This window comes from Agromyces sp. Marseille-Q5079 (assembly GCF_051016555.1).
Taxonomy (GTDB): Bacteria; Actinomycetota; Actinomycetes; order Actinomycetales; family Microbacteriaceae; genus Agromyces.
Genome location: NZ_JBPEJF010000003.1, coordinates 314,367 through 339,898 on the forward strand (window position 1 = coordinate 314,367; position 25,532 = coordinate 339,898).

Genomic DNA, 25,532 nt, shown 5'->3' on the forward strand with positions numbered 1-25,532 from the left:
GTTGGGCGATGCCGACCCGAAACGCGGAAATCGCCCCCGACCAGCCCTCACGCTTGAGGTGTGAAGGTCGCACTCCTCGCAGAATCGTTCCTCCCGCACATGAACGGCGTGACCCATTCGCTGCTCCAGGTGCTCCGCCACCTCGACCGGAGGGGGCACGACGCCCTCGTGATCGCACCAGGGCCGGGCGCGGCCGACGGGGCATTCGACGAGGCCCTGCACGGCGCCCGCACCGTCTTCGTCCCCTCGGTCCCGCTGCCGAGCTACCCCGACGTCCGCGTCGCGCTCGCCGGAGCCCACCGGCTCGCGGGCGTGCTCCGCGCGCACGGCAGCGAGGTCGTCCACCTCGCCAGTCCCTTCGTGCTCGGCTGGCGCGGGATCGCGGCGGCCGAGACGATCGGCGTCCCGTCGGTCGCGGTCTACCAGACCGACGTGCCCGGCTACGCCGAGCGCTACGGGGTGCCTGGGGCGGCGCCCGCGCTCGCCAGGCACCTCGCGAGGCTCCACAGCCGGGCCACGCTCACCCTCGCGCCCTCGACCTCGGCCGTCGAACGGCTCACCGCGCTCGGCGTCGAACCCGACCGCGTCGCGCTCTGGCGCCGAGGCGTCGACACCGACCGGTTCGCCCCGGGCCGGCGCTCCGGGCGCTGGCGACGCGACGTGGCCGGCGCCGCACCCGACGAGGTCGTCGTCGGCTACGTCGGCCGGCTCGCGCCCGAGAAGCAGGTCGAGGACCTGCGGGCGCTCGTCGGGCTGCCGCGCACCCGGCTCGTCGTCGTCGGCGACGGGCCGTCGCGCGCACCCCTCGAGCGGATGCTGCCGACCGCGGTGTTCACCGGATTCCTCGACGGGGACGCGCTCGCGGAGGCCATGGCCGGGTTCGACGTGTTCGTGCACCCGGGCGAGAACGAGACCTTCTGCCAGACCGTGCAGGAGGCGCTCGCGAGCGGCGTCCCGGTCGTCGCCGTCGGCCGCGGCGGGCCCCTCGACCTCGTGGAGAACAGCATCGACGGCTGGCTGTACCGCCCGGGCGACCTCGCGGAGTTCCGTGCGCGGGTGCTCGACCTCGTCGGCGACGACGCGAAGCGGCGGGCCTTCGCGGTCCGCGCCCGGGAGGCGGTTCGCGGACGCGGGTGGGACGTGCTCGGCGACGAGCTGCTCGGCCACTACGACCGAGCGGCCATCGCGAACCGGCGCGCCACGGCGCCCGCCGGCTCCGCGACGTCCACCACCACGCCCGCGCCCGCGACGCCCGCGCCCGCGACGTCGCCCGCGGCAGCGGCGCGGGTGCCGATGCGCCAGGTCGCGGCATCCGCACCACCAGCCCCGCCCCGGTGGCAGCGCTACGTCGCCGTGGGGGACTCCCTGAGCGAGGGGCTCTGCGACACGTCGCGGATGGTCGCGGGGGAGTACCGCGGCTGGGCCGACCGCCTCGCGATGCTGCTCGCCCTCGCGAGCCCGCACGGCGATCGTGTCGCCTACGCGAACGTGGCGGTGCGCAGCCGCAAGGTCGCCGACGCCGTCGGCACGCAGGTGCCGCTCGCGACCTCGATGCGCGCCGACCTCGTGAGCGTGTTCATCGGGGCCAACGACCTCGTCGGTCCGCACCCCGACGTGCACGCCCTGGCCGACCGGCTGGGCGGATCCGTCGCCGCCCTGCGCGCGACCGGCGCCGACGTGCTGCTCGTGACGCCGTTCCTGCCGCAGCGGCCGGCCTCCCGGCTGTACCGGGGGAGGTTCGGGGTGTTCGCCGACCGCCTGCGCGGCATCGCCCGGGAGACCGGGGCGATCCTCCTCGACGTCGCCGTGCTGCCCGAGCTGACCGCCACGGACATGTGGGCCGAGGACCGCGTGCACCTGAACTCCGCGGGCCACCGCGCACTGGCCTACGCCGCCGCCCGAGCGCTCGGAGTCCCGGATGCCGCCGCGCTCGGCGCGCTCGAGCAGGCGGCGCACGAGGACCCCGAGGACGGCGCCGCGACGGCGATCGACCGGCAGGTCGGCGACCTGCGGTGGCTCGCGAGCCACGCCGCCCCCTGGATCGGCCGACGGCTGCGCGGACGGACCGCGGGCGACGGGCGCGAGTCCAAGCGGCCCGAGCTGCTCCCGGTGCTCGCACCCGCCGCATCCCCGGTCGTCGGCGACGCGACATCCGCTGTTCACAGGCGAAAAACACGGCCTCTGCTAGGCTGAACGAGGTTGCCGGTGGGTTGCCGTGCAGGTGCACGGCGAGAATCGGCGGCCGATGGAGCAGGCCGGCAGGAAGCTGGTCCCCTGTGGTGGATCACCAATCGAACGAGAAATGCCCGTCTCGAATGGTGGACTTCTACTGGTGGCCAGCGTGAATGCATCGTCCTGATGCGATTCGTATTGCCTGTTCCTGCTCCGACGTACGAGTCGCGCCCATACGGGGTGCGACGAAAAACAAAGGAGAGAGACCTCTTGGAAGGTCCTGAAATCACGTTCGCCGAAGCCGTCATCGACAATGGCAAGTTCGGCACCCGCACCATCCGGTTCGAAACCGGCCGTCTTGCGCAGCAGGCGCAGGGCTCGGCAGTCGCCTACATCGACGAAGAGACCATGCTGCTCTCGGCGACGTCCGTCTCCAAGCAGCCGAAGGACCACTTCGACTTCTTCCCGCTCACGATCGACGTCGAAGAGCGCATGTACGCCGCGGGCCGCATCCCGGGCTCGTTCTTCCGTCGCGAGGGCCGCCCCTCGACCGAGGCGATCCTCACCTGCCGTCTCATCGACCGCCCCCTGCGGCCCTCGTTCGTCGAGGGCCTGCGCAACGAGGTCCAGGTCGTCGTCACCGTGCTCGCCATCGAGCCCGACGAGCTCTACGACGTGCTCGCCATCAACGCCGCGTCGCTCTCGACGCAGCTCTCGGGCCTGCCCTTCTCCGGTCCGGTCGCGGGTGTGCGCGTCGCGCTCATCGACGGCCAGTGGGTCGCCTTCCCGAAGCACTCGCAGCTCGAAGACGCCGTGTTCAGCATGGTCGTCGCGGGTCGCGTCATCACCGAGAACGACGGCTCGCAGGATGTCGCGATCATGATGATCGAGGCCGAGGCCACCGACAACGCGTGGAACCTCATCCAGGCCGGCGCCGTCAAGCCGAACGAAGAGGTCATCGCGCAGGGCATCGAGGCGTCGAAGCCCTTCATCAAGCAGCTCGTCGAGGCGCAGCAGCAGGTCGCGAAGACCGCCGCGAAGCCCACCGCCGACTACCCGACCTTCCCGCCCTACCAGGCCGAGGTCAAGGCCGCCGTCGAGGCGTTCGCGAGCACCGAGCTCAAGGACGTCTACAAGATCGCCGGCAAGGTCGAGCGTCAGGACGCCGACGACGCCCTCAAGGCTCGCGTCAAGGAGCACGTCGCGGCCAAGGTCGAAGCGGGCGAGCTGCCCGAGTCCGCCAACGCCGAGGTCTCCGCGGCCTACAAGTCGGTCACCAAGAAGGTCATGCGCACGCGCGTGCTCGAAGAGGGCGTCCGCATCGACGGCCGCGGCCTCGCCGACATCCGCCCGCTCGACGCCGAGGTGCAGGTCGTGCCCCGCGTGCACGGTTCCGCCATCTTCCAGCGTGGCGAGACCCAGATCCTGGGCATCACCACGCTCAACATGCTGAAGCTCGAGCAGTCGATCGACTCGCTGAGCCCGGTCACCAAGAAGCGCTACATGCACAACTACAACTTCCCGCCCTACTCGACCGGTGAGACCGGTCGCGTCGGGTCGCCGAAGCGTCGCGAGATCGGGCACGGCGCACTCGCCGAGCGCGCACTCGTGCCGGTGCTGCCCACGCGCGACGAGTTCCCCTACGCCATCCGCCAGGTCTCCGAGGCGCTCGGCTCCAACGGCTCCACCTCGATGGGCTCGGTCTGCGCCTCGACGCTGTCGCTGCTCAACGCCGGTGTGCCCCTGCGCGCTCCCGTCGCGGGCATCGCGATGGGCCTCATCTCCGACACCGTGAACGGCGAGACGCGCTACGCGGCCCTCACCGACATCCTCGGTGCCGAAGACGCCCTCGGCGACATGGACTTCAAGGTCGCCGGCACGAGCGAGTTCGTCACGGCGATCCAGCTCGACACGAAGCTCGACGGCATCCCCGCATCGGTGCTCGCCGGCGCGCTGACGCAGGCGAAGGAGGCCCGCACGACGATCCTCGCCGTGCTGAACGCCGCCATCGACGCGCCCGACGAGATGGCCCCGACCGCGCCCCGCGTGATCTCGGTGCAGATCCCCGTCGACAAGATCGGCGAGCTGATCGGCCCGAAGGGCAAGACGATCAACGCGATCCAGGACGAGACCGGCGCCGACATCTCCATCGAGGAGGACGGCACCGTCTACATCGGCGCCGTCGACGGACCGTCGGCCGAGGCCGCACGCGCCCAGGTCAACGCGATTGCGAACCCCACCAACCCCGAGGTCGGCGAGCAGTTCCTCGGAACCGTCGTCAAGATCGCGGCGTTCGGTGCGTTCGTCTCGCTGCTCCCGGGCAAGGACGGCCTGCTGCACATCAGCGAGGTGCGCAAGCTCGCCGGTGGCAAGCGCGTCGAGAACGTCGAAGACGTGCTCGGCGTCGGCCAGAAGATCCTCGTCGAGATCACGAAGATCGACGACCGCGGCAAGCTCTCGCTCGCCCCGGTGGTGGCCGACGAGGCCGACACCGAGGGTCGCGAGACCGCCGGTACGCACTCGGAGGAGCCCGCCGAGGGCGCCGACGCGTAGTCACCCGTCGCACTGCGGATGCCCCGCCCGATTCGTTCGGGCGGGGCATCCGTCGTCTCCGGGGCGGTCGACGCATGACGCGTCGGGCCGCACGGGCGAGCGCCGCCGCGGTCAGTAGTGCAGCGTGCTGCGGATGACGGCGTCGCGTTCGGCGAGGGCGGCCGCGACGATCGCCCGCGCCTCGGTGCGACGCAGCAGGCGGTCGGGGTCGTTGCGCCGGGCGGCCCGGCGCAGCCCCCACTCGGCCATCCTGAGGCCGCCGCGCACGGCGACCGAGGCGACGAGGCCGGACGTGGGGGAGAGGGTCGCGGTGGTCATGTCACTTCTCCTTCTCGGATCGTTCTGCGGATCGTTCTGCGGATGCTTCGGTGGCTTCCCCTCGGACGAGCGGGAAGGCGTTGATGTGGATCTGCACGGGGCGCGATCCGGGCGTCGGCGTGCGCTTGTGCGCGTCGATGTACGTCTTCAGCACGGCGTCGACGTCGGCGACGAGGCCGGCGAGCTGATCGGGCGTCAGGCGCAGGTTGATGGTGTCGCTCGTGGCGATGTCGAGCCATTCGTCGCCGAAGACTTGGTCGCCCTCGACGACGAACTCGCGGAAGTTCTGCTCGCGGGTGCGGAACCACTCGTCTTCGACGAGCTTGACCGCGAGCCGCTCGGCGCTGCCCGGCGGCAGCGAACGGGCGTCGGGGATCGCGATCGAGCCGGGCGTGCGCTCCCACCAGCGTTCGCGGCCCTTGCCGCGTGCGGTGTCCTCGCGCACGAGGCCTGCGCCCGCGAGCTGCCGCAGGTGGTAGCTCATCGAGCCGCTGGACTCGCCGAGTCGATCGGCCAGGCCGCTCGAGGTGAGCGGGCCGTACGCCGAGAGCTCGTCGTAGATGCGCACGCGGAGCGGGTGGGCGAGCGACTTGAGGCTCGCGGAGGGCAGGACGTGGTCGATGCCGGGGTGGCGCGTGCTGCTCGGCTCGCTCGAGAGGTCTCGGGGCTGGTCTCTGGACATGATGCAAAGATAGCGCTGCAAAGAACTCTTTGCAAGGATCTCTTTGCAGAAATACGTTTGCAACGAGTTCTTTGCGAAGACGGCGTCTGCGCTGCGCCGAGCGGCTTCCGCGGTTCGCGCGACGAGGGCGGGGGCGTCACGCCCTCCGGAGCCGGCGGAGCGTCGCGTCGGCGAGGCGGTCGGCACTGCCGGGTGCGAGGTCGAGGTAGAGCATCGGCTCGATGAGCTCGAGCTCGAGGACGGCCGGGCGGCCGCCGAATCGCACGACATCCACGCGCGCGTAGTCGAGGTCGAACGGCAGCCGCGCGAGCATGGCGGTCACCGCCCGCGCGTCAGAGGGGTCGGGTCGAGCGGGCGCGATCGTGCCGCCGTAGATGCCGTGCGCTCGGAAGTCGCCCACGGCCGGCCGCTTGCGGAGCACGTGGCTCGGCCGTCCGCCGATGAAGATGTACGACCATTCGCCCTCGTCGAGGACCGACCGCGCGAACGGCTGCACGAGCACGTCGGTGCCGGGCGGAAAGCCCGCGAGCGCTCGCTCCAACCCGGCGGCATCCGCCCTGACGACGCCCGACCCGCCGGCGCCGACGGCGGGCTTCAGCACCAGCTCGCCCCACCCGGCCTGCTCGATGCGCTCGCGGAGGCGGGGCGCGTCGCGGGCGTCGCCGCGCAGGAGCGGCACGACGGCGACGCCCAGGTCGTCGAGGTCGTCGAGGTAGCGCTTGTCGGTGTTCCAGCGCACGGCGTCGGCGGGGTTCAGCAGCCGGCACCGCGACCGCTCGATGGCGTCGATCACCTCGAGGAAGTGCGCGAGGTCGTCGACGTAGTCCCAGGTGCTCCGGATCACCGCGCCGTCGAACCCGTTCCAGTCGACGCCGTCGTCGGTCCAGGCCACCGGCACCGCCTCGACACCGCGTGCGGCGAAGGCCTCGACGAGCAGCCGGTCGTCGGCGAAGAGCGCCTCGACGTCGGGGATCTCCCAGGTGAGGAACCGGGGGAGCCGTTCGCACCTGAGCACCGCGACGCGCAGCGCGTTCATGTCCGGCGTTCGAGCAGGGGCGAGAGCCGGTACGGGATGAGCTCGCCCATCGCGAGCGAGGTCTCGGTGCGCTCGACCCCGTCGACGGCGAGGATCTCCCCGTCGATGCGGAACAGGTCGTGCGCGTCGCGGCACACCACGCGCACGAGCAGGTCGACCGTACCCGAGAGGCCGTGGGCCTGGATGACCTCGGGGATGGACCTGAGCTCGTCGACCACATCACTGAGCTGGCGCTGGCGCACGTGCACGGAGATGAAGGCCTCGAGGGGGAAGCCGAGCGGCGTCGGGTCGATGCTGCGCTCGAATGAGAGGAAGGCGCCGGATGCCTCGAGCCGGGCCATGCGCGCCTGCACGGTGTTGCGGGAGAGGCCGAGCCGGTCGGCGAGGGCCACGACGGTCGCGCGCGGATCGGTGCCGAGCTCGAGCAGGAGGGCGCGGTCCACATCGTCGTAGGCGGTCATACCGCCACACGTTAGCACTGTCTGGTACCCCCCGATTGAGCAACATGCTCAACGCATTCATCGATGCTTGAGCGCATCGCTGGATCGACGTAGTCTCCGGGTATCCGGCAACGCCGCCGGGTGCGATCGCTCACGAGGCGGTCGCCGAGCGCGAGGATCCTCCGATGACCCCATCCGACCGACACGCCACCGGGGTGCTGACGCGCCCCGACGAGTTCGTGCAGCTCATCACCCCGACGGGTGAGCGACGCGCCGACCCCGAGCTGGACCGCTGGGTCGCCGACATCGACACCGACGCCCTCCGCCGCCTGCACCGCGACATGTCCGTCGTGCGTCGCCTCGACACCGAGGCGACGGCCCTTCAGCGTCAGGGCGAACTCGGGCTCTGGCCCCCGCTGGCCGGCCAGGAGGCCGCGCAGATCGGCTCCGCTCGCGCCCTCCGCGACGACGACTTCGCGTTCTCCAGCTACCGCGAGCACGCCGTCGCGTGGGTGCGCGGCGTCGGCCCCGCCGACCTGCTCCGCGTCTGGCGCGGCGCCGCGGCATCCGGCTGGAACCCGTACGAGCACGGCATGGCCGTGCCCCAGATCATCATCGGCGCGCAGGCGCTGCACGCGACCGGCTGGGCCATGGGCGCCCGGTGGGACGGCACGGATGCCGCGGCGATCGCCTACTTCGGCGATGGCGCCACGAGCGAGGGCGACGTCAACGAGGCGCTCGTGTTCGCGGCGAGCTTCGACGCCCCGGTGGTCTTCTTCTGCCAGAACAACCAGTGGGCCATCTCCGAGCCCGTCGGCCTGCAGTCCAAGCAGCCGCTGGCACGCCGGGCCGACGGATTCGGCATCCCGGGCGTCCGCGTCGACGGCAACGACGTGCTCGCCGTCATGGCGACCACGCGCGTCGCGCTCGACCGCGCTCGCCGCGGCGAGGGCCCGACGTTCATCGAGGCCGTCACGTACCGCATGGGCCCGCACACGACCGCCGACGACCCGAAGCGCTACCGCGCCGACGACGAGGTGGCCGAATGGCGAGGCCGCGATCCGATCGCCCGGGTCGCGGCGCTGCTCGCGGCATCCGGCGTCGACGTCGCCGACCTCGAACGCGACGCGACCGAGGAGGCCGACCGCATGGCGGCCGACCTGCGCGCGGCGATCACCTCGATCGCCGACCCCGAGCCGCTCAGCGTCTTCGACCACGTCTATGCCGAGCCCAACGTGCACCTCGAGCGCCAGCGCGAGCACTACACGCGCTACCTCGCGCAGTTCGACGACGCGGCCGCGCCAGGAACGTCCGCAGCGGGAACGCCCGCGACCACCGAGGGAGGCGCGCGATGACCACGCTCACGCTCGGCGGCGCCCTGAACGCCGGCCTCCGCCGCTCGCTCGCGGGCGACGACAGGGTCGTCCTGCTCGGCGAGGACATCGGCACCCTCGGCGGCGTGTTCCGCATCACCGATGGCCTGAAGGCGGAGTTCGGCGCGCACCGCGTCGTCGACACGCCGCTCTCGGAGGCCGGCATCGTCGGCACCGCGGTCGGGCTCGCCTATCGCGGATACCGGCCGGTCGTCGAGATCCAGTTCGACGGGTTCATCTACCCCGGATTCGACCAGATCGTCGCGCAGGTCGCGAAGCTGCACTACCGCTCGCACGGCAACGTGCGCATGCCGATCACGATCCGCGTCCCGTTCGGCGGCGGCATCGGCGCGGCCGAGCACCACTCGGAGTCGCCCGAGGCGTACTTCGCCCACACCGCCGGCCTCCGAGTCGTGGCGTGCTCGGATGCCGCAGACGCGTACGTCATGATCCAGCAGGCCATCGCGAGCGACGACCCGGTGCTGTTCTTCGAGCCCAAGCGCCGATACCACGTGAAGGGCGAGGTCGACGAGACCGCGAGCCTCGCCGACGCGAAGCCGCTCGGGGTCGCCTCGGTCGTGGCATCCGGAACCGACGTCACGCTCGTGACGTACGGCGCGCTCGTGCAGACCGCGCGCGACGCGGCCATCGCGGCGCGTGAGGACGGCGTCTCGATCGAGGTCATCGACCTGCGCTCGCTCGCGCCGATGGACCTCGCGACCGTCGCGGCCTCCGTGCGGCGCACCGGTCGGCTCGTGATCACGCACGAGGCCGGGCAGCAGGTCGGCCTCGGCGCCGAGATCGTCGCGAGCATCACCGAGCGCTGCTTCGAGTTCCTCGAGGCCGCGCCCGTGCGGGTCACGGGGCACGACATCCCGTACCCGCCGGCGAAGCTCGAGCGGCACCACCTGCCCGACCTCGACCGCATCCTCGACGGCGTCGACCGCGTGCTCGGCCGCCCGAACTCGCTGAGCGGGGTGGAGGCGTGAGCATGATCCGGGACTTCCCGCTGCCCGACCTCGGCGAGGGGCTGACCGAGTCCGAGGTCGTCGCCTGGCGCGTCGCCGTCGGCGACCGGGTCGAGCTCAACCAGATCGTCGCCGACGTCGAGACCGCCAAGGCCGTCGTCGAGCTGCCGTCGCCGTTCGCCGGTGTCATCACGGCCCTGCACGCGGTCGAGGGCGAGACCGTCAACGTCGGCGAGCCGCTGTTCTCGTGCGAGACGGGCGAGGGTGCGTCGGATGCCGCGGGGCCGGCGGCGGCCCGAACCGCCGATGCCGCCGCGCCGTCCGCCGACGCAGCTCCGGATGCCGCGCCAGGCCCCAACCTCGTGGGCTACGGCGCCCGCGACGAGGGCGGTCCGAAGCGCCGCGCCCGCCGGGCCGCGCTCGTCGCCGATCTCGTTCCGACGCCGGACTCCGGAGCCGCGGCCGGCGGCGCCGGCGTCGTGCCGGCCGCGACGGGCATCGACGTGTCGGCGCTCCAGCCGGATCGCCCGCGCTCGACCCCGCCCGTCCGCAAGCTCGCACGCGACCTCGGCGTCGCGCTCGAGTCGGTGCACGGCACGGGGGAGCGCGGCCTCATCACGCGGGCCGACGTCGAGGCGGCGGCATCCGGCGCAGTGGTGGCATCCGCCGCCCTCGATGCGGTCGGCGAGCCGGCACCCGACATGCCGGGCGACGCCGCTGAGACCCGCATCCCGATCCGCGGAGTCCGCAAGCACACGGCCGCGGCGATGGTGCGCAGCGCCTTCACGGCGCCGCACGTCACCGAGTTCCTCACGGTCGACGTCACGGCGACGATGGACCTCGTGCGCGACCTCCGCGAGGACCGTGCGTTCGCCGGACATCGCATCACGCCGCTCGCGGTGGTCGCGAAGGCCGTCTGCATCGCGGCCCGGCGCACGCCCGAGGTCAATGCGCGATGGGACGAGGACGCGCAGGAGATCGTGCAGTTCGCCGGCGTCCACCTCGGCATCGCCGCGGCGACCGGACGCGGACTCGTCGTGCCGAACGTCAAGGCCGCCGAGCGCCTCACGCTCGTCGAGCTCGCCGACGCGATCGGCGCCCTCGCGACCACCGCCCGCGAGGGACGCACCCCTCCCGCCGACCTCGCGGGCGGTACCCTCTCGATCACGAACGTCGGGGTGTTCGGCGTCGACGCCGGCACGCCGATCCTGAACCCGGGCGAGGCGGTGATCCTCGCGATGGGCGCCGTTCGGCGCATGCCCTGGGAACACCGTGGCGAGATCGCCCTGCGCGAGGTGATGACGCTGAGCCTGTCGTTCGACCACCGGCTCGTCGACGGCGAGCAGGGCGCCCGCTTCCTCACGGACGTCGGCGCGATCCTCCGCGACCCGGCGCGTGCGATCACGATGATCTGATCCGTCCGATCCATGGCGTCCGTCCCCTCCGAGGGGGAGGATGGACGCCATGGACGGACGCAGCACGCTCACTCCCGACGACACCCGGGCCGACCTCGCCGCCACCGGGTTCGCCCATGTCGACGACCACCTCGTCGCGACCTTCTCCACGGTCGACTTCGCCACCGCGGTGCGGCTGCTCGACGCGGTCGCGATCGTGGCCGACGAGATGAACCACCATCCCGACGTGCAGGTGGGCTGGGGTCGGGTCGCGTTCGAACTGTCGTCGCACGACGCCGGCGGGGTCACCGGGCGCGATGTCACGCTCGCACGCGTCATCCGCGGCATCGCCGACGAGCAGGGCGCCGTGCCGCGCTGATCGCGGTCGACGCATCGCGCAGCGCGTCGCGCAGCGGCAGCCGTGGCAGCGGCAGCGGCGGTGGTGCGGGCGTCGGCGGGTCAGTCGAGCCGGTGGACGACCCCGTCGACGCGTCGGAACCCGCAGTGCCCGAGCACGGCGGCGGTGGCCGCGTCGTCGTCGGCGGCCCGCGCGAACAGCGGTCGTGGAAGCGTGTCGACGAAGAGGCGCAGCGCGCGGACCCGGACGACGTCGTCGCCCGACGGCGAACGTGCCTCGACGGCGACGAACGTGGCGCCGCCCTCGTTCCAGCTCGCGACCTCGCCGACGATCTCGCCGTCGGCCCGCACGGTGCGGCGCACGAGGTCTGGCGCGTCGGGGCCTGGGTCTGGGTCGTGCCGGAATCGGTGCAGGGTGTCGAGATCCGTGTCGCGGGTCGCGCGCAGGGTCACGACATGAGGCTCGCCCATGCCATCTCCTCGAGGATGCCGCGGACGGTGCCGTCGGCGGGTCTGCGCCCAGGGGTGCGGGCGCTGTGCGGAGTGGAGTTCAGGAGTCCGAAGGCGGCGTGTGCCCGGAACCTCAATTCCACCTCGGCCCGGTCGGGCCTGAGTTCTGCGAGGGTCGCGACCCAGTGCTCGACGTAGCGGCGCTGGAGCGAACGCACGACGTGGCGAACGCCGGCGTCGAGCTGCTCGAGCTCGCGGTCCTGCACGACGATGACGTCGGCGTCGGCGAGGGCGAAGTCGACGTGGAAGGCGATGAGCGAGCGCAGGGCGGATGCCGCGTCGGGCGCCCCTGCGAGCACGCGGTCGGCGCCGTCGAGGAGCGAGCGGCTCGCTCCTTCGAGGATCGCGGCGAGCACGGCGGACTTGCCCGGGAAGTGGCGGTAGACGGCGGGGCCGCTGACGCCGACCGCCGCGCCGAGGTCTTCGATGGTGACCCCGGCGTAGCCGCGCTCGGCGAAGAGCTGGGCGGCGGCGGTGAGGATCGCGGCGCGTCGATCGGCCTTCTGCCGCCCTCGCTCGGTGAGCGGTTCGGCCGCGGACCGCTCGGGTGCCGTCGGCGTCGGTGTGCTTGCCATTTGCCTGCCTGCTCGCTACTCTCGGGAAATCGAGTTAGTGAACACTAACCGAAAATCGCGATGACGCACAAGAGGCGCGCCACGAGCACGCGGAGGGCCGATGCCGACACTCACGACCAGGGTCGATCCGAACGGCGACGCCGCGCGACGCAACGTCGAGGAGCACGCCGCGCTCGTCGACGAGCTGCGCGAACGTCTCGCGGGCGCCGCGCTCGGCGGACCCGAGGCGTCGCGAGACCGCCACGTCGCCCGCGGCAAGCTCCTGCCGCGCGACCGCGTCGACCGCCTGCTCGACGAGGGCAGCCCGTTCCTCGAGCTCTCACCGCTCGCGGCCGACGGCATGTACGACGGCCAGACGCCCGGCGCGGGCATCATCACGGGCGTCGGCCTCGTGCACGGCCGGCCCGTGGTGGTCGTCTGCAACGACCCGACGGTCAAGGGCGGCACCTACTACCCGATGACCGTCAAGAAGCACCTCCGCGCGCAGGAGGTCGCCCGCGAGCATCGCCTCCCGTGCGTGTACCTCGTCGACTCCGGCGGGGCGTTCCTGCCCATGCAGGACGACGTGTTCCCCGACCGCGAGCACTTCGGCCGCATCTTCTACAACCAGGCGCAGCTCTCGTCGATGCGCATCCCGCAGCTGGCGGCCGTCCTGGGCTCCTGCACCGCCGGCGGCGCCTACGTGCCGGCGATGAGCGACGAGTCGGTCATCGTGCGCGACCAGGGCACGATCTTCCTCGGCGGCCCGCCACTCGTGAAGGCGGCGATCGGCGAGGTCGTGACCCCTGAGGAACTCGGCGGCGGCGACCTGCACTCCCGGGTGTCCGGCGTCACCGACCACCTCGCCGACGACGACGAGCACGCCCTCGAGCTCGTGCGCGACATGGTCGCCACGCTCGCACCCGAGGCGCCGCGGGCCTGGGCCGTGCGCGAGTCGAGGCCTCCGGCGGTCGACCCCGCGTCGCTCACGGCGGCGGTGCCGGTCGACGTGCAGCAGCCCTACGACGTGCGCGAGGTCATCGCCCGGCTCGTCGACGCGAGCGAGTTCTCCGAGTTCAAGCCCGAGTACGGCGACACGCTCGTCACCGGCTTCGCGCACCTCGACGGGCACCCGGTCGGCATCATCGCCAACAACGGGGTGCTCTTCAGCGAGTCGGCCATGAAGGGCGCGCACTTCATCGAGCTCTGCGACCAGCGCGGCATCCCGCTCCTGTTCCTCCAGAACATCTCGGGCTTCATGGTCGGCCGCGACGCGGAGGCCGGCGGCATCGCCAAGCACGGCGCGAAGATGGTCACCGCGGTCGCGACGACGCGCGTGCCCAAGCTGACGGTCGTGATCGGCGGCTCGTTCGGCGCCGGCAACTACTCCATGTGCGGGCGGGCGTACTCGCCGCGCTTCCTCTGGATGTGGCCGAACGCCCGCATCTCGGTCATGGGCGGCGAGCAGGCGGCATCCGTGCTCTCGACCGTGAAGGGCGACCAGCTGGCGGTCAGGGGCGAGCCCTGGTCGGATGCCGCGGCCGAGGCGTTCAAGGCGCCCATCCGCGAGCAGTACGAGCAGCAGGGCAGCCCGTACCACTCGACCGCCCGGCTCTGGGACGACGGCATCATCGACCCGGCGGACACCCGCACCGTGCTCGCCATGGCGCTCGAGCTCGCGAGCCGTACGCCCCTGCCCGAGCCGCGATTCGGCCTGTTCCGCATGTGACCGGGGCGGATGCGTGATCGGCCATCACGCCATGCCAGAGTGTTCTCGTACGCAGAACATGATGGGGGCAGCATGCAGCGACCACTCGCCGGCCTGACGAGGAGGAACCTCGTCACGGAGCTGACGGCCGGGGTGACCCTGATCGCGATCGCGATCCCGCTGAACATCGGGTACGCGCAGATCGCCGGGCTGCCGGCGACCGCCGGCCTCTACGCGCTCATCGTGCCGACCGTCGTGTACGCCCTCGTCGTGTCGTCGCGCCAGCTGGTGGCATCCCCCGATGCGGCGGCGGCGGCGCTCGTGGCCTCCTCGATCGGCGGCCTCGCGGCGGCCGGCAGTGCCGACTACGCCACCATGGCGCTCGCGCAGGCGATCATCTGCGGCGTCATGTTCATGCTGCTCTCGGTGTTCAAGCTCGGGTTCCTCGCGAACTTCCTCTCCAAGCCGATCCTCATCGGCTTCGTCGGCGGTCTGGCGCTCGACATCATGGTCAGCCAGATCGCGAAGATGCTGGGCGTGAAGATCGACTCGGGCGGCGAGTTCGTCGACAAGGTCGTCGGACTGGTCGGCGGGCTCGGCACCACGAACGCCTGGTCGCTCGCCATCTCCGCGACGTCGGTCGCCGTGCTCCTGCTCGGCAAGCGGTTCCTGGGCGCGGTGCCCTGGGCCCTCGTGGTGCTCGTGCTCTCCACGATCGTCGTGGTGGTCGCGAACCTCGACGACGCGGGCGTCGACGTGCTCGGGGCTGTGCCCGCCGGGCCGCCCACGCTCACCTGGCCCGTGCTCGACTGGACCGTCTGGCTCGCCCTCATCCCGTCCGCGATCGCCCTCACCCTCGTGACCACCGCCGAGGGCCTGCTCGTCTCCCGCTCCTACGCCGAGAAGCACCGCTACCCGTTCCGAGCGAACCGCGACCTCCTGGCGTTCGGCCTGTCGAACATCGCGGCGGGCGCCCAGGGCAGCTTCTCGGTCGGGTCCTCGACCTCGCGCACGGCGGCGATGGACCAGGCCCGCTCGCGCACGCAGCTGCCCTCGCTCGTGCTCGCGGTGGGCACCCTGCTCCTGCTGCTCTTCGGCACGGCGCTGCTCGCCGACATCCCCTCGCCGGCCATCGGCGCGGTCGTCGGCGTCGCGATCATCCCGCTGCTCGGCATCCGCGAGTTCGCGGACCTCTGGCGCAAGGACCGCTTCGAGTTCGCGATCGGTGCGGTCTGCTTCGTGGTGACGCTGTTCGTCGGCGCGATCCCGGGCATCGTGGTCGCGTTCACGCTCGCGCTCATCAACCTCGCCAGGCGCGCGGCGAACCCGGCGATCGACGTGCTCGGCACGTCCGGCGACCCGAGCGAGTCGCTGCTCGAGGACGCCCCCGTCGGGTCCACCACGGCGCCCGGCATCATCGTCATCCGCCTCGCGGCCCCGTTGTTCTTCGCGAACGGCAGCGTCTTCACCGCCGCGGTCAAGCGCGCGGTGACCTCGGCCGAAGGCGATCCCGTGCGCGCCGTCGTCATCGACATGGAGGCCGTCACCGACATCGACGTCACGGGCGGCGAGGAGTTCGAGGCGCTCAAGACCTGGCTCGAGGGCAACCACGTCTCGCTCTCGTTCAGCCGCATGCGAGGCCCGGCGCGTCAGCGCCTCGTGCAGCTCGGGCTGCTCGGCGACGAGCAGGTCTTCGCCACCAATCGCGCGGCCATCACGGCCCTCGCCGTCGATCCGGCATCCGACCCCCGAACCACGACAGAGAAGAGCACCTCATGAACGGCGCAATCGGCGGCATCCTCCCGCTCGCACTCGGCGTCGCGATCAGCCCGGTCCCGGTCATCGCCGCGATCCTCATGCTGCTCTCGCCGAAGGCGCGCGTCACGAGCGTCGGGTTCCTGCTCGGCTGGGTCATCGGCATCGTCATCGCCGTCAGCGTGTTCACGGCCCTCGCGTCGGTGCTCCCCGAGGGCGACTCCGATGCGTCGAAGCCGATCGTCGGCACCGTCCAGCTCCTCCTCGGCGTGCTGCTGCTCGTGCTCGCCGTCGGCCAGTGGCGCAAGCGCCCGAAGAAGGGCGAGGAGCCGGCGCTGCCCAAGTGGATGCAGGCCATCGACAAGGTCAGCTTCTTCGGCGCGTTCGGACTCGCCTTCCTGCTCTCCGCGCTGAACCCGAAGAACCTGATCATGGCGGCCGGCGCCGGCACCGAGATCGGCTCGGCCGGGCTCGCCACGGGCGAGGTCGTGCTCGTCATCGCGATCTACGTGCTCATCGCGGCGTCCACCGTGGCGGTTCCGGTGATCGCCTACCTCATCGCGGCCGACCGGCTGCGTGGTCCGCTCGATGCGCTGCGCGTGTGGCTCGGCCACGAGAACGCGATCATCATGGCGGTGCTGCTGCTCGTGATCGGCGTCTCGATGCTCGGCAAGGGCATCGGCAGCTTCTGAGCCGCCCGCGCGGCCGCTCCGGTACGGGCGCGGCCGCGTCGACGTCGGCGCAGGTCGATGGCGGGCAGGGTTCAGGCCCCGGATGCCGCGGCCGCGCGTTCGACCTCGGCGACCGCCTGCTCGACGCCGCCGTGCCATGGCGAGCCGTGGCCCGGGAGCACCCAGGTCGCGCCGAGGCCGGCGAGGTGCCGGAGCGAGGCGAGCGCCTCGGCGGGGTCGTCGGTGAACGGCGCGGGCTGGGGGCCCTCGACGCCCGTGAGCACGTGCCGCGTCGTGAGGCCGTCGCCGACGAACACGGCGTCGACCGAGGGCACGTGGATCGCGATGCTGCCGGGGGAGTGGCCGGGCAGTGCGACGATCACGGGTGCACCGGGCAGGTCGAGCACGTCGCCGTCGTGGACCGCGACGACCTCGGTGAGCGGGGTCGTTCGCAGTCCGTTCTTGCGCATGGCGTACCAGAGGAAGCGGGCCGTGGCTCCGAGCCTGACGTGACCCCACTCGGGCTTGGTCGACACCTCGCCCCTGGCGCGGGCGGCATCGGCCTCGTGCACGAACACGGGCACGCCGTGGTCGCGGCGCAGGCGCTCGGCGAAGCCGATGTGGTCGCTGTCGCCGTGCGTGAGCACGACCCCCCGCACGTCGTCGATGGTGCGACCCATGGCGTCGAGTTCCGCGAGCAGTTCCTTCCACTGGCCGGCGAGGCCAGCGTCGATGAGCGTGACCCCGTCGGGTGCGTCGACGAGGTAGACGGCGACGATGTCGTTGCCGATGCGGTGGAGTGAGGGTGCGAGCTGCATGGGAGGCCTCGATTCTTGGTGTGCGGTAGCGATGGCTACGATACATAGCTATGATGGCTAACGTCAATAGCCATTGTGGAGGGGCCCGCAGCCCGATCCCGAGCCGAGGAGCCGATATGCCGACACCCGACCGCACCTCCCTCGCCGCGATCGTCGAGGCGGGGCGCGACCTCCTCGAGCTCCACGGGCTCGAGGGGCTGACCATGCAGGCCGTCGCCACGCGCGTCGGCGTGCGCGCGCCCTCGCTCTACAAGCGCGTGAGCAATCGCGACGCCCTCATCGCCCTCGTGACGGATGCCACGCTCCGCGACCTGGGTGATGCGGCCGACCGGGCCGCGCGCGACGCGGGCGCGGATCCGGGCGACCGGCTCCGCGCGCTCGCGCGGGCGCTGCGGAGCTTCGCGCACCGTCGACCCGTCGCGTTCCGCATGGTGTTCGCGCCGACCTCCGACCTGCACCTCGACGCCGACTCGCTGCGCGCCTCGAGCGTCGCGGTCGTGGGCGCGGCCTCCGACCTCGTCGGCGAGGAGCACGCGCTCGACGCGGCGCGCACGTTCACGGCGTGGGCCAACGGCTTCGTGAGCATGGAGCTCTCGGGCGCGTTCCGGCTGGGCGGCGACGTCGACCGCGCCTTCGACTTCGGGGTCGAGGCCATCGTCGCGGCCGTCGCGGCCGTCTCGGCCGTCGCGACGGCCGAGACGGCGCCGCGCACCTGACCGTCGGCGCGCCAGTCTTGCCATTTCAGTTAATCGTCACTAACATCAGATCCAGTTAGTGCGCATTAACCGATCGCTGCGCACGGATCCCGCAGAGAGGCGGAAGAGACGCAGATGGCCACGATCGCCGCCCGCCCCTTCGAGCGCGTGCTCGTCGCGAACCGCGGCGAGATCGCCGTCAGGGTCATCCGCACGCTCCGCCGGCTCGGCATCCGCTCGATCGCCGTGTACTCCGATGCCGACGCGGATGCCCCGCACGTGCGCCTGGCCGACGAGGCCGTGCGCATCGGGCCGGCGCCCGCCGCGCAGAGCTACCTCGACCCCGAGCGGCTCGTCGCCGCCGCGCTCGAGACCGGCGCGCAGGCCGTGCACCCCGGCTACGGATTCCTCTCGGAGCACGCGGGGTTCGCCGAGGCCTGCCGCGACGCGGGCATCGTGTTCATCGGCCCCGGCGACGAGGCCCTCGCCGTCATGGGCGACAAGATCCGCGCGAAGCGGCACGTCGCGGCATCCGGCGTCCCCGTCGTGCCGGGCGTCTCCGACCCCGACCTCGACGACGAGGCGCTGCTCGCCGCGGGGGAGCAGGTCGGGTTCCCGCTCCTCGTGAAGCCCTCGGCGGGCGGCGGCGGCAAGGGCATGCAGATCGCCCGCGACGCGGCCGAGCTCGCCGAGGCGATCCCCGCCGCGCGCCGCGTCGCCCGCACCTCGTTCGGCGACGACACGCTCCTGCTCGAGCGCCTCATCGAACGCCCGAGGCACATCGAGGTGCAGGTGCTCGCCGACGCCGCGGGCGCCGTCATCCACCTCGGCGAGCGCGAGTGCTCGCTCCAGCGTCGCCACCAGAAGGTCGTCGAGGAGGCGCCGTCGCCGCTCCTCGACGAGGCGACCCGCGAGCGCATCGGCCGGGCGGCCTGCGACGCGGCCCGCAGCGTCGCCTACCTCGGCGCCGGCACGGTCGAGTTCCTGGTGTCGGATGCCGCGCCCGACGAGTTCTTCTTCATCGAGATGAACACGCGGCTGCAGGTCGAGCACCCCGTGACCGAGCTCGTGACGGGCGTCGACCTGGTCGAACAGCAGCTGCGCATCGCGGCCGGGGAGCCGCTGGGCCTCGCGCAGCACGACGTGCGGCTCACGGGGCACGCGATCGAGGCGCGCGTCTACGCCGAGTCGCCCGAACGCGGCTTCCTCCCCTCGACCGGCGAGGTGCTCGCCTGGCGGGCGCCGACCGGCGAGGGCGTGCGCGTCGACGCGGGCATCCGCAGCGGCCAGCTCATCACCGCCGACTACGACCCCATGCTCGCGAAGGTCATCGCGCACGGCGACGACCGCGCCCAGGCGCTCGACCGGCTCGACGCGGCGCTCGCCGGCACCGTCGTGCTCGGCATCGACACGAACGTCGCCTTCGTGCGGAGGCTGATCGCCGAGCCGGCCGTGCGCGCGGGCTCGCTCGACACGAACCTCATCGACCGCATGCCCGTCCCCAGTGCCGAGCCGCCGCGACCCGGCCAGCTCGCCGCCGCGGCCGCGGCGGTGTCGGCCGAGGCCGCACGAGATCGGCGCGCAGGTCTCGAAGGCGGCCCCTCGACCTGGGCGGATGCCGCGGGCTGGCGCGTCGGCGCCCACCGCGCGCCGACCGTGCTGCTCGCGCCGCGCGACGAGCCCGACGCGATCGTCGTCGTCGAGGCGGCCGGGCACGACGCGGCGGCGACCGCGACCGCGACCACGACCACTATCGCGACCGCGACCGCCCATCGCGCCGGCGCGGACGACGCCGCCGGCCCGACCGTGCGCGTCGCCGCCGACGGCACGATCTGGGTCCACGACGCGAGCGGCACGGCGGCGTTCGTGCGGCACGATCGCCGCGACCTCGCCGAGGCGCGTCGCGCCTCCGCCGAGCGCGGCGGCGTCGCCGCGAACCCCGAGCTGCGGGCGCCGATGCCCGGAACCGTCACGGCCGTGTTCGTCGCCGACGGCGACCTCGTCGAGGAGGGCACCCCCGTCATCGCCATCGAGGCCATGAAGATGGAGCACCGCATCACGGCCACGACCGCCGGAACCGTGCGGCTCGCGGCATCCGTCGGCGACCTCGTCTCACGCGACCAACCCGTCGCCCGCATCGAACCCGCCGAGGGCACCCCCGACGCGGCATCCGCACCGACGAATGCACCACATGCATCCCACCAGGAACAGGAGCACCCGAATGCAGTATGAGCTGAGCGCCGACGAGCAGCGCCTCTACGACGACGTCTCGGACTTCGCCGACCGCGTCGTCGCGCCTGCGGCGTACGAGTACGACACCGAGCGCCGGCTGCCGATGGAGATCATCGCGCAGATGGGCGACATGGGACTGTTCGGCCTGCCGTTCCCGAAGGAGGTCGGCGGCCAGGGGCGCAGCTACTTCGAGCTGTGCCTCGCCGTCGAGGCGCTCGGCCGGGTCGACCAGTCGATCGGCGTGACCCTCGAGGCGGGCGTCGGACTCGGCATCATGCCGATCTACCGGCACGGCACGCCCGAGCAGAAGGCCGAGTACCTGCCCGACCTCGTCGCGGGTCGCGCGCTCGCCGGGTTCGGACTCACCGAGGCCGACGCGGGCAGCGACGCCGGCGCGACGGCGACCACGGCCGTGCTCGAGGGCGGCGAGTGGGTCGTCAACGGGTCCAAGCAGTTCATCACCAACTCCGGCACGCCGATCACGCGGTTCGTGACGATCACCGCGGTCACCGGGCGGCGCACGGGCGCCGACGGCACGGACAAGCCCGAGCTCTCGACGATCATCGTCCCGAACGACACCCCCGGGTTCACGGTCGAGCCGAGCTACGACAAGGTCGGCTGGCACACCTCCGACACGCACCCGCTCACGCTCCGCGACGTGCGCGTGCCCGAGGCGAACCTGCTCGGCGAGCGCGGCCGCGGCTACGCGAACTTCCTGCGCACGCTCAACGAGGGCCGGGTCGCGTTCGCGGCGCTCGCCACCGGTGCGGCCCAGGGCTGCCTCGAGGAGTCGATCCGCTACGCCAAGGAGCGCCACGTGTTCGGCACGAACATCGGCTCGAACCAGCACATCGCGTTCAAGATCGCGAAGATGCAGGCGCGCGTGCACCAGGCTCGCCTCGCGTGGCACGACGCCGCGCGCAAGCTCGATGCGGGCAAGCCCTTCACACTCGAGGCATCCATCGCGAAGATGGTCTCGGGGGAGGCGGCCATGGACAACGCACGCGACGCCACGCAGATCTTCGGCGGCTACGGCTTCATGAACGAGAACGCCGTGGCGCGTCACTACCGCGACTCGAAGATCCTCGAGATCGGCGAGGGCACGACCGAGGTGCAGCTCATGATCATCACGCGCGAGCTCGGGCTCGTCGCCTAGCAGGGCACGTCGAGGGGGAGCAGATGACCGAAGCCATGACGGATGCCGCGGGCGAGCCGGTGCCGCTGCGCGAGGTCGTGCAGCGGGGCCTCTGGTTCGAGGAGTTCGAGCTGGGCGTGCGCTACCTGCACCGCCCCGGTCGCACGGTGACCGAGGCCGACAACGTGCTCTTCACCACGCTCACGATGAACCCGCAGCCGCTGCACCTCGATGCGGCGTTCGCGGCGACGCAGCCGTTCGGCCGCATCCTCGTGAACTCGCTCTTCACCCTGTCGACGCTCGTGGGCCAGTCGGTCGGCCAGCTCACGCAGGGCACGCTCGTGGCGAACCTCGGGTTCGGCGAGGTCGCGTTCCCGAACCCCGTGTTCGTGGGCGACACGCTCTACGGGGAGAGCGTCGTCGAATCCAAGCGCCTGTCGTCGTCGCGGCCGGGCGAGGGCATCGTGGTGCTCGGGCACACGGCCCGCAACCAGCACGGGGTCGTGGTCGCCACGGCGTCGCGCACGATGCTGGTGCAGACGCGCGAGGCGGGCGAACGCACGTCGGCCGGGGCCCGGGCCGCGGATCGGGGAGCGAGCGGATGACGCACCCGCCCTTCCGCTTCGGCCCGGCGCTGCTCTTCTGCCCCGCCGATCGGCCCGACCGGTTCGCCAAGGCGCTCGAGCGCGCCGACGCCGTCATCCTCGACCTCGAGGACGCGGTCGCGCCCGACGCGAAGGCCGACGCGCGACGTGCGGTGGCCGCATCCGCCCTCGATCCCGAGCGCGTGATCGTGCGCCTGAACCCGGCCTCGTCGCCCGAGTTCGCCGCCGACGTCGAGATGCTCGCCGAGACGCCGTACCGCACGGTCATGCTCGCCAAGTGCGAGGGCACGGTCGACCTGGTCGACCTCGTCGACTTCGAGGTCGTCGCCCTCTGCGAGACGGCTCGCGGCGTGCTCGCGGCCGAGCAGGTCGCGGCGATCCCGAATGTCGTGGCGCTCATGTGGGGCGCCGAGGACCTCGTCGCCTCGCTCGGCGGATCGTCGAGCCGTCACGACGACGGCACCTACCGCGGCGTCGCGACGCATGCGCGCGCCCGCGTGCAGCTCGCCGCGGCCGCGCACGGCATCGCCGCGATCGACACGGTGCACCTCGACATCGCCGACCTCGTCGGCCAGTCCGCCGAGGCCCGGGATGCCGCGGCGCTCGGCTTCGCCGCGACCGCGTGCATCCATCCGTCGCAGGTCGACGCCGTGCGCGAGGCGTACCGGCCCGCCGACGACCGGCTCGAGTGGGCGCGCGCCGTGCTCGCCGAGGCGTCGATCCAGCCGGGCGTGTTCGCCTTCCGCGGGGGCATGGTCGACGCTCCCGTGCTCCGCCAGGCCGAGGCGATCGTGCGTCGGCGCTCGCGCGACTGAAGCGTCCCATCCGATCGCCCGTCGGCTCCGAATCACTCCTGACCAGCGGGATCCGCCCTCATTTCGGGGGACATGCCGAAACGATTCGGTAACAGTTCACCCGGAATTCCCGTGGCGGCATCGGTTGGCCCTCGGGAGCAACGTACTCTCGATTCAATCCTGGGGAGGAGGACCGACGTGGCACGACGGCACATGGCAGGAGCTCGCGGCACGCGCGAGACGGGGGTGGTGCTCGCAGAACGCGAGCCCGAGGGCGACGCATTCCCGAGCACGGATGCGACGGGCACGATGCACGTCGAGCACCGCACGCCCGCGCATCGCGCCGAGGCCATCCCGTCGAACACGTTCTCCGGCCCCATCCTCGTGCCGTTCCGCTCCAGGCTCGGCGACACCGACATGGTCGTGCACCCGCTCGCGCTCGGCACGAGCACGTTCGGCTGGACGCTCGGCAACGAGGACGCCTTCTCGGTGCTCGACCGCTTCGCCGGCACGGGCGGCGACCTCGTCGACACGGCCGACAGCTACGCGTCGGGCCGCAGCGAGTCGATCATCGGTGCCTGGATGGCCTCGCGGAAGACGCGCGATCGCATGCACGTCATGACGAAGGTCGGCCGTTCCCCCGAGCACCCGGGCCTCTCGCCCGAGGCGATCCGCGCCGCGGTCGACGACAGCCTCCAGCGCCTGGCCACCGACCGCATCGACGTGCTCTTCTTCCACGGCGAAGACCCCGAGGTCCCGCTCGAGGAATCGCTGGGTGCGGTCGGCGCGCTCGTCGACGCCGGCAAGGTGCGCGCGATCGGCGCGAGCGACTTCGGCCCCGAGCGCCTCATCGAGGCCCGCGTGCTCGCCGCGAACGGGCTCCCGCGGTTCCAGGCCCTCACCGTCCGGTACAACCTGATGGAGCGCACGGCCTTCGAGGGCGCGACGGAGCTCGTCGCGCACGCGCAGGGGCTCGCGGTGCTGCCGTACTTCCCGCTCGCCAACGGCTTCCTCGGCGGCGGCATCCGCCGTCGTGCCGACGTGCGCCACGACGCCAGGGGCGAGCGGGCGGGCGCGCACCTCGGCCGCCGCGGCGCCCGGGTGCTCGCCGCGCTCGACGAGATCGCCAGCGCGCACGAGGTCGCACCGGCGACGGTCGCGCTGGCGTGGCTGCTCGCGAAGCCGTCGGTGCTCGCGCCGGTCGCGAGCGCCTCCTCGCCCGACCAGCTCGACGCGCTCATCGCGGCGGCATCCCTCGACCTGCATCGTTCCGAGCTCGTCGAGCTCGACCGCGCCTCGCACTGACGCGCGCCGCGCTGCGAGGCGGACCCCCGATCGGAGAGTCGGTGGCATAGGGTGGTCACGATGAACGGTGCCGTCGAACTTCCGCTCGGCACTGCCGAACTCTCCTTCACCGCCGCCGGCGAGTCTCGCGTGCGTCGCAGCATCCTGCCCTCGGGGGTGCGTGTGCTCACCGAGCAGGTGCCCGGCAGTCGCAGCGCGACCGTCGGCTTCTGGGTCGCCGTCGGCTCACGCGACGAGGAGGCGGCCAGTGCCGGGCGTCCGGCGACCTTCGGCTCGACCCATTTCCTCGAGCACCTGCTCTTCAAGGGCACGCCCACTCGCACGGCACTCGACATCGCGATCTCCTTCGACGCGGTCGGCGGCGAGCACAACGCGCTGACGGCCAAGGAGTACACCTGCTACTACGCCAAGGTGCAGGACCGCGACCTGCCCATGGCCGTCGAGGTCCTCTCCGACATGTTCACGTCGTCGCTCCTCGACCCCGTCGAGTTCGACAACGAGCGGGGCGTCATCCTCGAGGAGCTCTCGATGGCGGGCGACGACCCCGGCGACGTCGCGAACGAGCGGTTCTTCGAGGCGGTCCTCGGCGAGCACCCCCTCGGGCGTCCCATCGGCGGCAACGCCGACACCATCAACCAGGCGACCCGCGCGGCGGTGCACGCCCACTACGGCGCGAACTACCGGCCGAACGACCTCGTCGTCACCGCCGCGGGCGCCGTCGACCACGACGAGCTCGTCGCGGGCCTCGAGCGCGCGCTCACGATCGGCGGGTGGGACCTCGCCGTCGAGGCCGCCCCGGTCGAACGCCGCGCGAACGCCCCCGTCGTCCTGGCGCCCTCGCGCGAGCTCACCGTCGTGCAGCGCCCGATCGAGCAGGTGAACCTGCTGCTCGGGGTTCCGGGACTCGTCGCGACCGATGAACGCCGCTCGACCATGAGCGTCCTGAACACGGTGTTCGGCTCCGGCATGTCGTCCCGCCTCTTCCAGGAGGTGCGCGAACGCCGCGGCCTCGCGTACGCCGTGTACTCGTTCTCGCCGTCGTACTCCGACGCCGGCCTGTTCGGCATGTACGCCGGCTGCGCGCCCGCGAAGGCGTCGACGGTCGCGGAGCTCATGCGCTCCGAGCTCGAGCGCGTCGCATCCGACGGGGTCACCGACGAGGAGCTCCGGCGCGCGACGGGCCAGCTGGCCGGGGCCTCGGCCCTCGCACTCGAGGACTCCGACACGCGGATGTCGCGCCTCGGCCGAGCCGAGCTCACGCTCGGCGAGTTCGTCGACCTCGACGAGGCCCTGCGCCGCATCGCCCTGGTCACCGTCGACGACGTCCGCTCCCTCGCGGCGGACCTCGCCGCCCGCCCGTTCTCGCTCGTCGCCGTCGGCGCGAGCGAGGAGTCCGACTTCGACGGGCTCCTGAACGGCCCACCACGCTCCGACGCGGCCTGACGGCCCGTTCGCCT

Annotated in this window: 23 protein-coding genes; 16 read left to right on the forward strand and 7 right to left on the reverse strand. The window is 72.3% G+C overall.

Features of this window, described 5'->3' with window-relative positions:
* The first annotated feature begins 60 nt into the window (after positions 1-60).
* Positions 61-2,193, forward strand: coding sequence for a glycosyltransferase (locus tag ACR3IO_RS08925; RefSeq protein ID WP_434070838.1), 2,133 nt, complete (start codon positions 61-63; stop codon positions 2,191-2,193).
* A 249-nt stretch (positions 2,194-2,442) separates the two neighbouring features.
* A complete protein-coding gene (locus tag ACR3IO_RS08930) occupies positions 2,443-4,725 on the forward strand; it encodes a polyribonucleotide nucleotidyltransferase (protein WP_434070839.1) in 2,283 nt (760 codons plus the stop codon).
* Positions 4,726-4,836: 111 nt separating this feature from the next.
* Here the strand turns inward: ACR3IO_RS08930 and ACR3IO_RS08935 are convergent, their stop codons facing one another.
* The 4 genes from ACR3IO_RS08935 to ACR3IO_RS08950 all read right to left on the reverse strand — a co-directional run bounded on the left by ACR3IO_RS08935 (position 4,837) and on the right by ACR3IO_RS08950 (position 7,222).
* Positions 4,837-5,043, reverse strand: coding sequence for a hypothetical protein (locus ACR3IO_RS08935; protein ID WP_434070840.1), 207 nt, complete (start codon positions 5,041-5,043; stop codon positions 4,837-4,839).
* 1 nt (position 5,044) lies between these two features.
* The gene (locus tag ACR3IO_RS08940) at positions 5,045-5,725 is read right to left on the reverse strand and encodes an ArsR/SmtB family transcription factor (protein ID WP_434070841.1); all 681 of its coding nucleotides are present in this window, start codon (positions 5,723-5,725) and stop codon (positions 5,045-5,047) included.
* Between the two features lie 136 nt (positions 5,726-5,861).
* A complete protein-coding gene (locus ACR3IO_RS08945) occupies positions 5,862-6,761 on the reverse strand; it encodes an ATP-grasp domain-containing protein (protein ID WP_434070842.1) in 900 nt (299 codons plus the stop codon).
* Positions 6,758-7,222, reverse strand: coding sequence for an Lrp/AsnC family transcriptional regulator (locus tag ACR3IO_RS08950; protein WP_434070843.1), 465 nt, complete (start codon positions 7,220-7,222; stop codon positions 6,758-6,760). The genes ACR3IO_RS08945 and ACR3IO_RS08950 overlap by 4 nt, the downstream gene beginning before the upstream one ends.
* Before the next feature lie 164 nt (positions 7,223-7,386).
* Between ACR3IO_RS08950 and pdhA the strand changes: the two genes are divergently transcribed.
* The 4 genes from pdhA to ACR3IO_RS08970 are packed head-to-tail and all read left to right on the forward strand — an operon-like array spanning position 7,387 to position 11,315.
* A complete protein-coding gene (pdhA, locus tag ACR3IO_RS08955; protein ID WP_434070844.1) occupies positions 7,387-8,556 on the forward strand; it encodes a pyruvate dehydrogenase (acetyl-transferring) E1 component subunit alpha in 1,170 nt (389 codons plus the stop codon).
* The gene (locus tag ACR3IO_RS08960; RefSeq protein WP_434070845.1) at positions 8,553-9,563 is read left to right on the forward strand and encodes an alpha-ketoacid dehydrogenase subunit beta; all 1,011 of its coding nucleotides are present in this window, start codon (positions 8,553-8,555) and stop codon (positions 9,561-9,563) included. The genes pdhA and ACR3IO_RS08960 overlap by 4 nt, the downstream gene beginning before the upstream one ends.
* A gap of 2 nt (positions 9,564-9,565) precedes the next feature.
* Positions 9,566-10,957: a dihydrolipoamide acetyltransferase family protein gene (locus tag ACR3IO_RS08965; protein ID WP_434070846.1), complete on the forward strand. Its 1,392-nt coding sequence runs from the start codon at positions 9,566-9,568 to the stop codon at positions 10,955-10,957.
* A gap of 49 nt (positions 10,958-11,006) precedes the next feature.
* Positions 11,007-11,315, forward strand: a complete 309-nt coding sequence (locus ACR3IO_RS08970) for a 4a-hydroxytetrahydrobiopterin dehydratase (protein WP_434070847.1) — start codon at positions 11,007-11,009, stop codon at positions 11,313-11,315.
* Positions 11,316-11,395: 80 nt separating this feature from the next.
* On the opposite strand, the gene ACR3IO_RS08975 is transcribed toward ACR3IO_RS08970, so the two are convergent.
* Both ACR3IO_RS08975 and ACR3IO_RS08980 read right to left on the reverse strand, forming a co-directional pair.
* Positions 11,396-11,764: a hypothetical protein gene (locus ACR3IO_RS08975; RefSeq protein ID WP_434070848.1), complete on the reverse strand. Its 369-nt coding sequence runs from the start codon at positions 11,762-11,764 to the stop codon at positions 11,396-11,398.
* On the reverse strand, positions 11,743-12,378 hold the full coding sequence (locus ACR3IO_RS08980; protein ID WP_434070849.1) for a TetR/AcrR family transcriptional regulator: 636 nt from the start codon (positions 12,376-12,378) through the stop codon (positions 11,743-11,745). Before ACR3IO_RS08980 ends, ACR3IO_RS08975 begins: the two co-directional genes overlap by 22 nt.
* 100 nt (positions 12,379-12,478) lie before the next feature.
* On the opposite strand from ACR3IO_RS08980, the gene ACR3IO_RS08985 reads away from it, so the two are divergent.
* The 3 genes from ACR3IO_RS08985 (at position 12,479) to ACR3IO_RS08995 (ending at position 16,512) form a co-directional block, all read left to right on the forward strand.
* Positions 12,479-14,086, forward strand: coding sequence for a carboxyl transferase domain-containing protein (locus ACR3IO_RS08985; protein ID WP_434070850.1), 1,608 nt, complete (start codon positions 12,479-12,481; stop codon positions 14,084-14,086).
* 72 nt (positions 14,087-14,158) lie between these two features.
* On the forward strand, positions 14,159-15,844 hold the full coding sequence (locus ACR3IO_RS08990; RefSeq protein WP_434070851.1) for a SulP family inorganic anion transporter: 1,686 nt from the start codon (positions 14,159-14,161) through the stop codon (positions 15,842-15,844).
* The gene (locus ACR3IO_RS08995) at positions 15,841-16,512 is read left to right on the forward strand and encodes a GAP family protein (protein ID WP_434070852.1); all 672 of its coding nucleotides are present in this window, start codon (positions 15,841-15,843) and stop codon (positions 16,510-16,512) included. The genes ACR3IO_RS08990 and ACR3IO_RS08995 overlap by 4 nt, the downstream gene beginning before the upstream one ends.
* A 71-nt stretch (positions 16,513-16,583) precedes the next feature.
* Here the strand turns inward: ACR3IO_RS08995 and ACR3IO_RS09000 are convergent, their stop codons facing one another.
* On the reverse strand, positions 16,584-17,309 hold the full coding sequence (locus tag ACR3IO_RS09000; protein WP_434070853.1) for an MBL fold metallo-hydrolase: 726 nt from the start codon (positions 17,307-17,309) through the stop codon (positions 16,584-16,586).
* Positions 17,310-17,425: 116 nt separating this feature from the next.
* Here ACR3IO_RS09000 and ACR3IO_RS09005 point away from each other — a divergent pair, with 116 nt between their 5' ends.
* The 7 genes from ACR3IO_RS09005 to ACR3IO_RS09035 all read left to right on the forward strand — a co-directional run bounded on the left by ACR3IO_RS09005 (position 17,426) and on the right by ACR3IO_RS09035 (position 25,518).
* Positions 17,426-18,025 (forward strand): TetR-like C-terminal domain-containing protein, encoded by a 600-nt coding sequence (locus tag ACR3IO_RS09005; protein ID WP_434070854.1) that lies wholly within the window; start codon positions 17,426-17,428, stop codon positions 18,023-18,025.
* A 114-nt stretch (positions 18,026-18,139) separates the two neighbouring features.
* Positions 18,140-20,236, forward strand: coding sequence for an acetyl/propionyl/methylcrotonyl-CoA carboxylase subunit alpha (locus ACR3IO_RS09010; RefSeq protein ID WP_434070855.1), 2,097 nt, complete (start codon positions 18,140-18,142; stop codon positions 20,234-20,236).
* Entirely contained in the window at positions 20,226-21,392 is a 1,167-nt protein-coding gene (locus ACR3IO_RS09015; protein ID WP_434070856.1) for an acyl-CoA dehydrogenase family protein, read from the forward strand. The genes ACR3IO_RS09010 and ACR3IO_RS09015 overlap by 11 nt, the downstream gene beginning before the upstream one ends.
* Before the next feature lie 23 nt (positions 21,393-21,415).
* On the forward strand, positions 21,416-21,976 hold the full coding sequence (locus ACR3IO_RS09020; protein WP_434070857.1) for a MaoC family dehydratase: 561 nt from the start codon (positions 21,416-21,418) through the stop codon (positions 21,974-21,976).
* The gene (locus ACR3IO_RS09025; RefSeq protein WP_434070858.1) at positions 21,973-22,791 is read left to right on the forward strand and encodes an HpcH/HpaI aldolase/citrate lyase family protein; all 819 of its coding nucleotides are present in this window, start codon (positions 21,973-21,975) and stop codon (positions 22,789-22,791) included. The genes ACR3IO_RS09020 and ACR3IO_RS09025 overlap by 4 nt, the downstream gene beginning before the upstream one ends.
* A 177-nt stretch (positions 22,792-22,968) precedes the next feature.
* Positions 22,969-24,075, forward strand: a complete 1,107-nt coding sequence (locus ACR3IO_RS09030) for an aldo/keto reductase (protein WP_434070859.1) — start codon at positions 22,969-22,971, stop codon at positions 24,073-24,075.
* 60 nt (positions 24,076-24,135) lie between these two features.
* A complete protein-coding gene (locus tag ACR3IO_RS09035) occupies positions 24,136-25,518 on the forward strand; it encodes a M16 family metallopeptidase (RefSeq protein WP_434070860.1) in 1,383 nt (460 codons plus the stop codon).
* Positions 25,519-25,532: the final 14 nt, after the last annotated feature.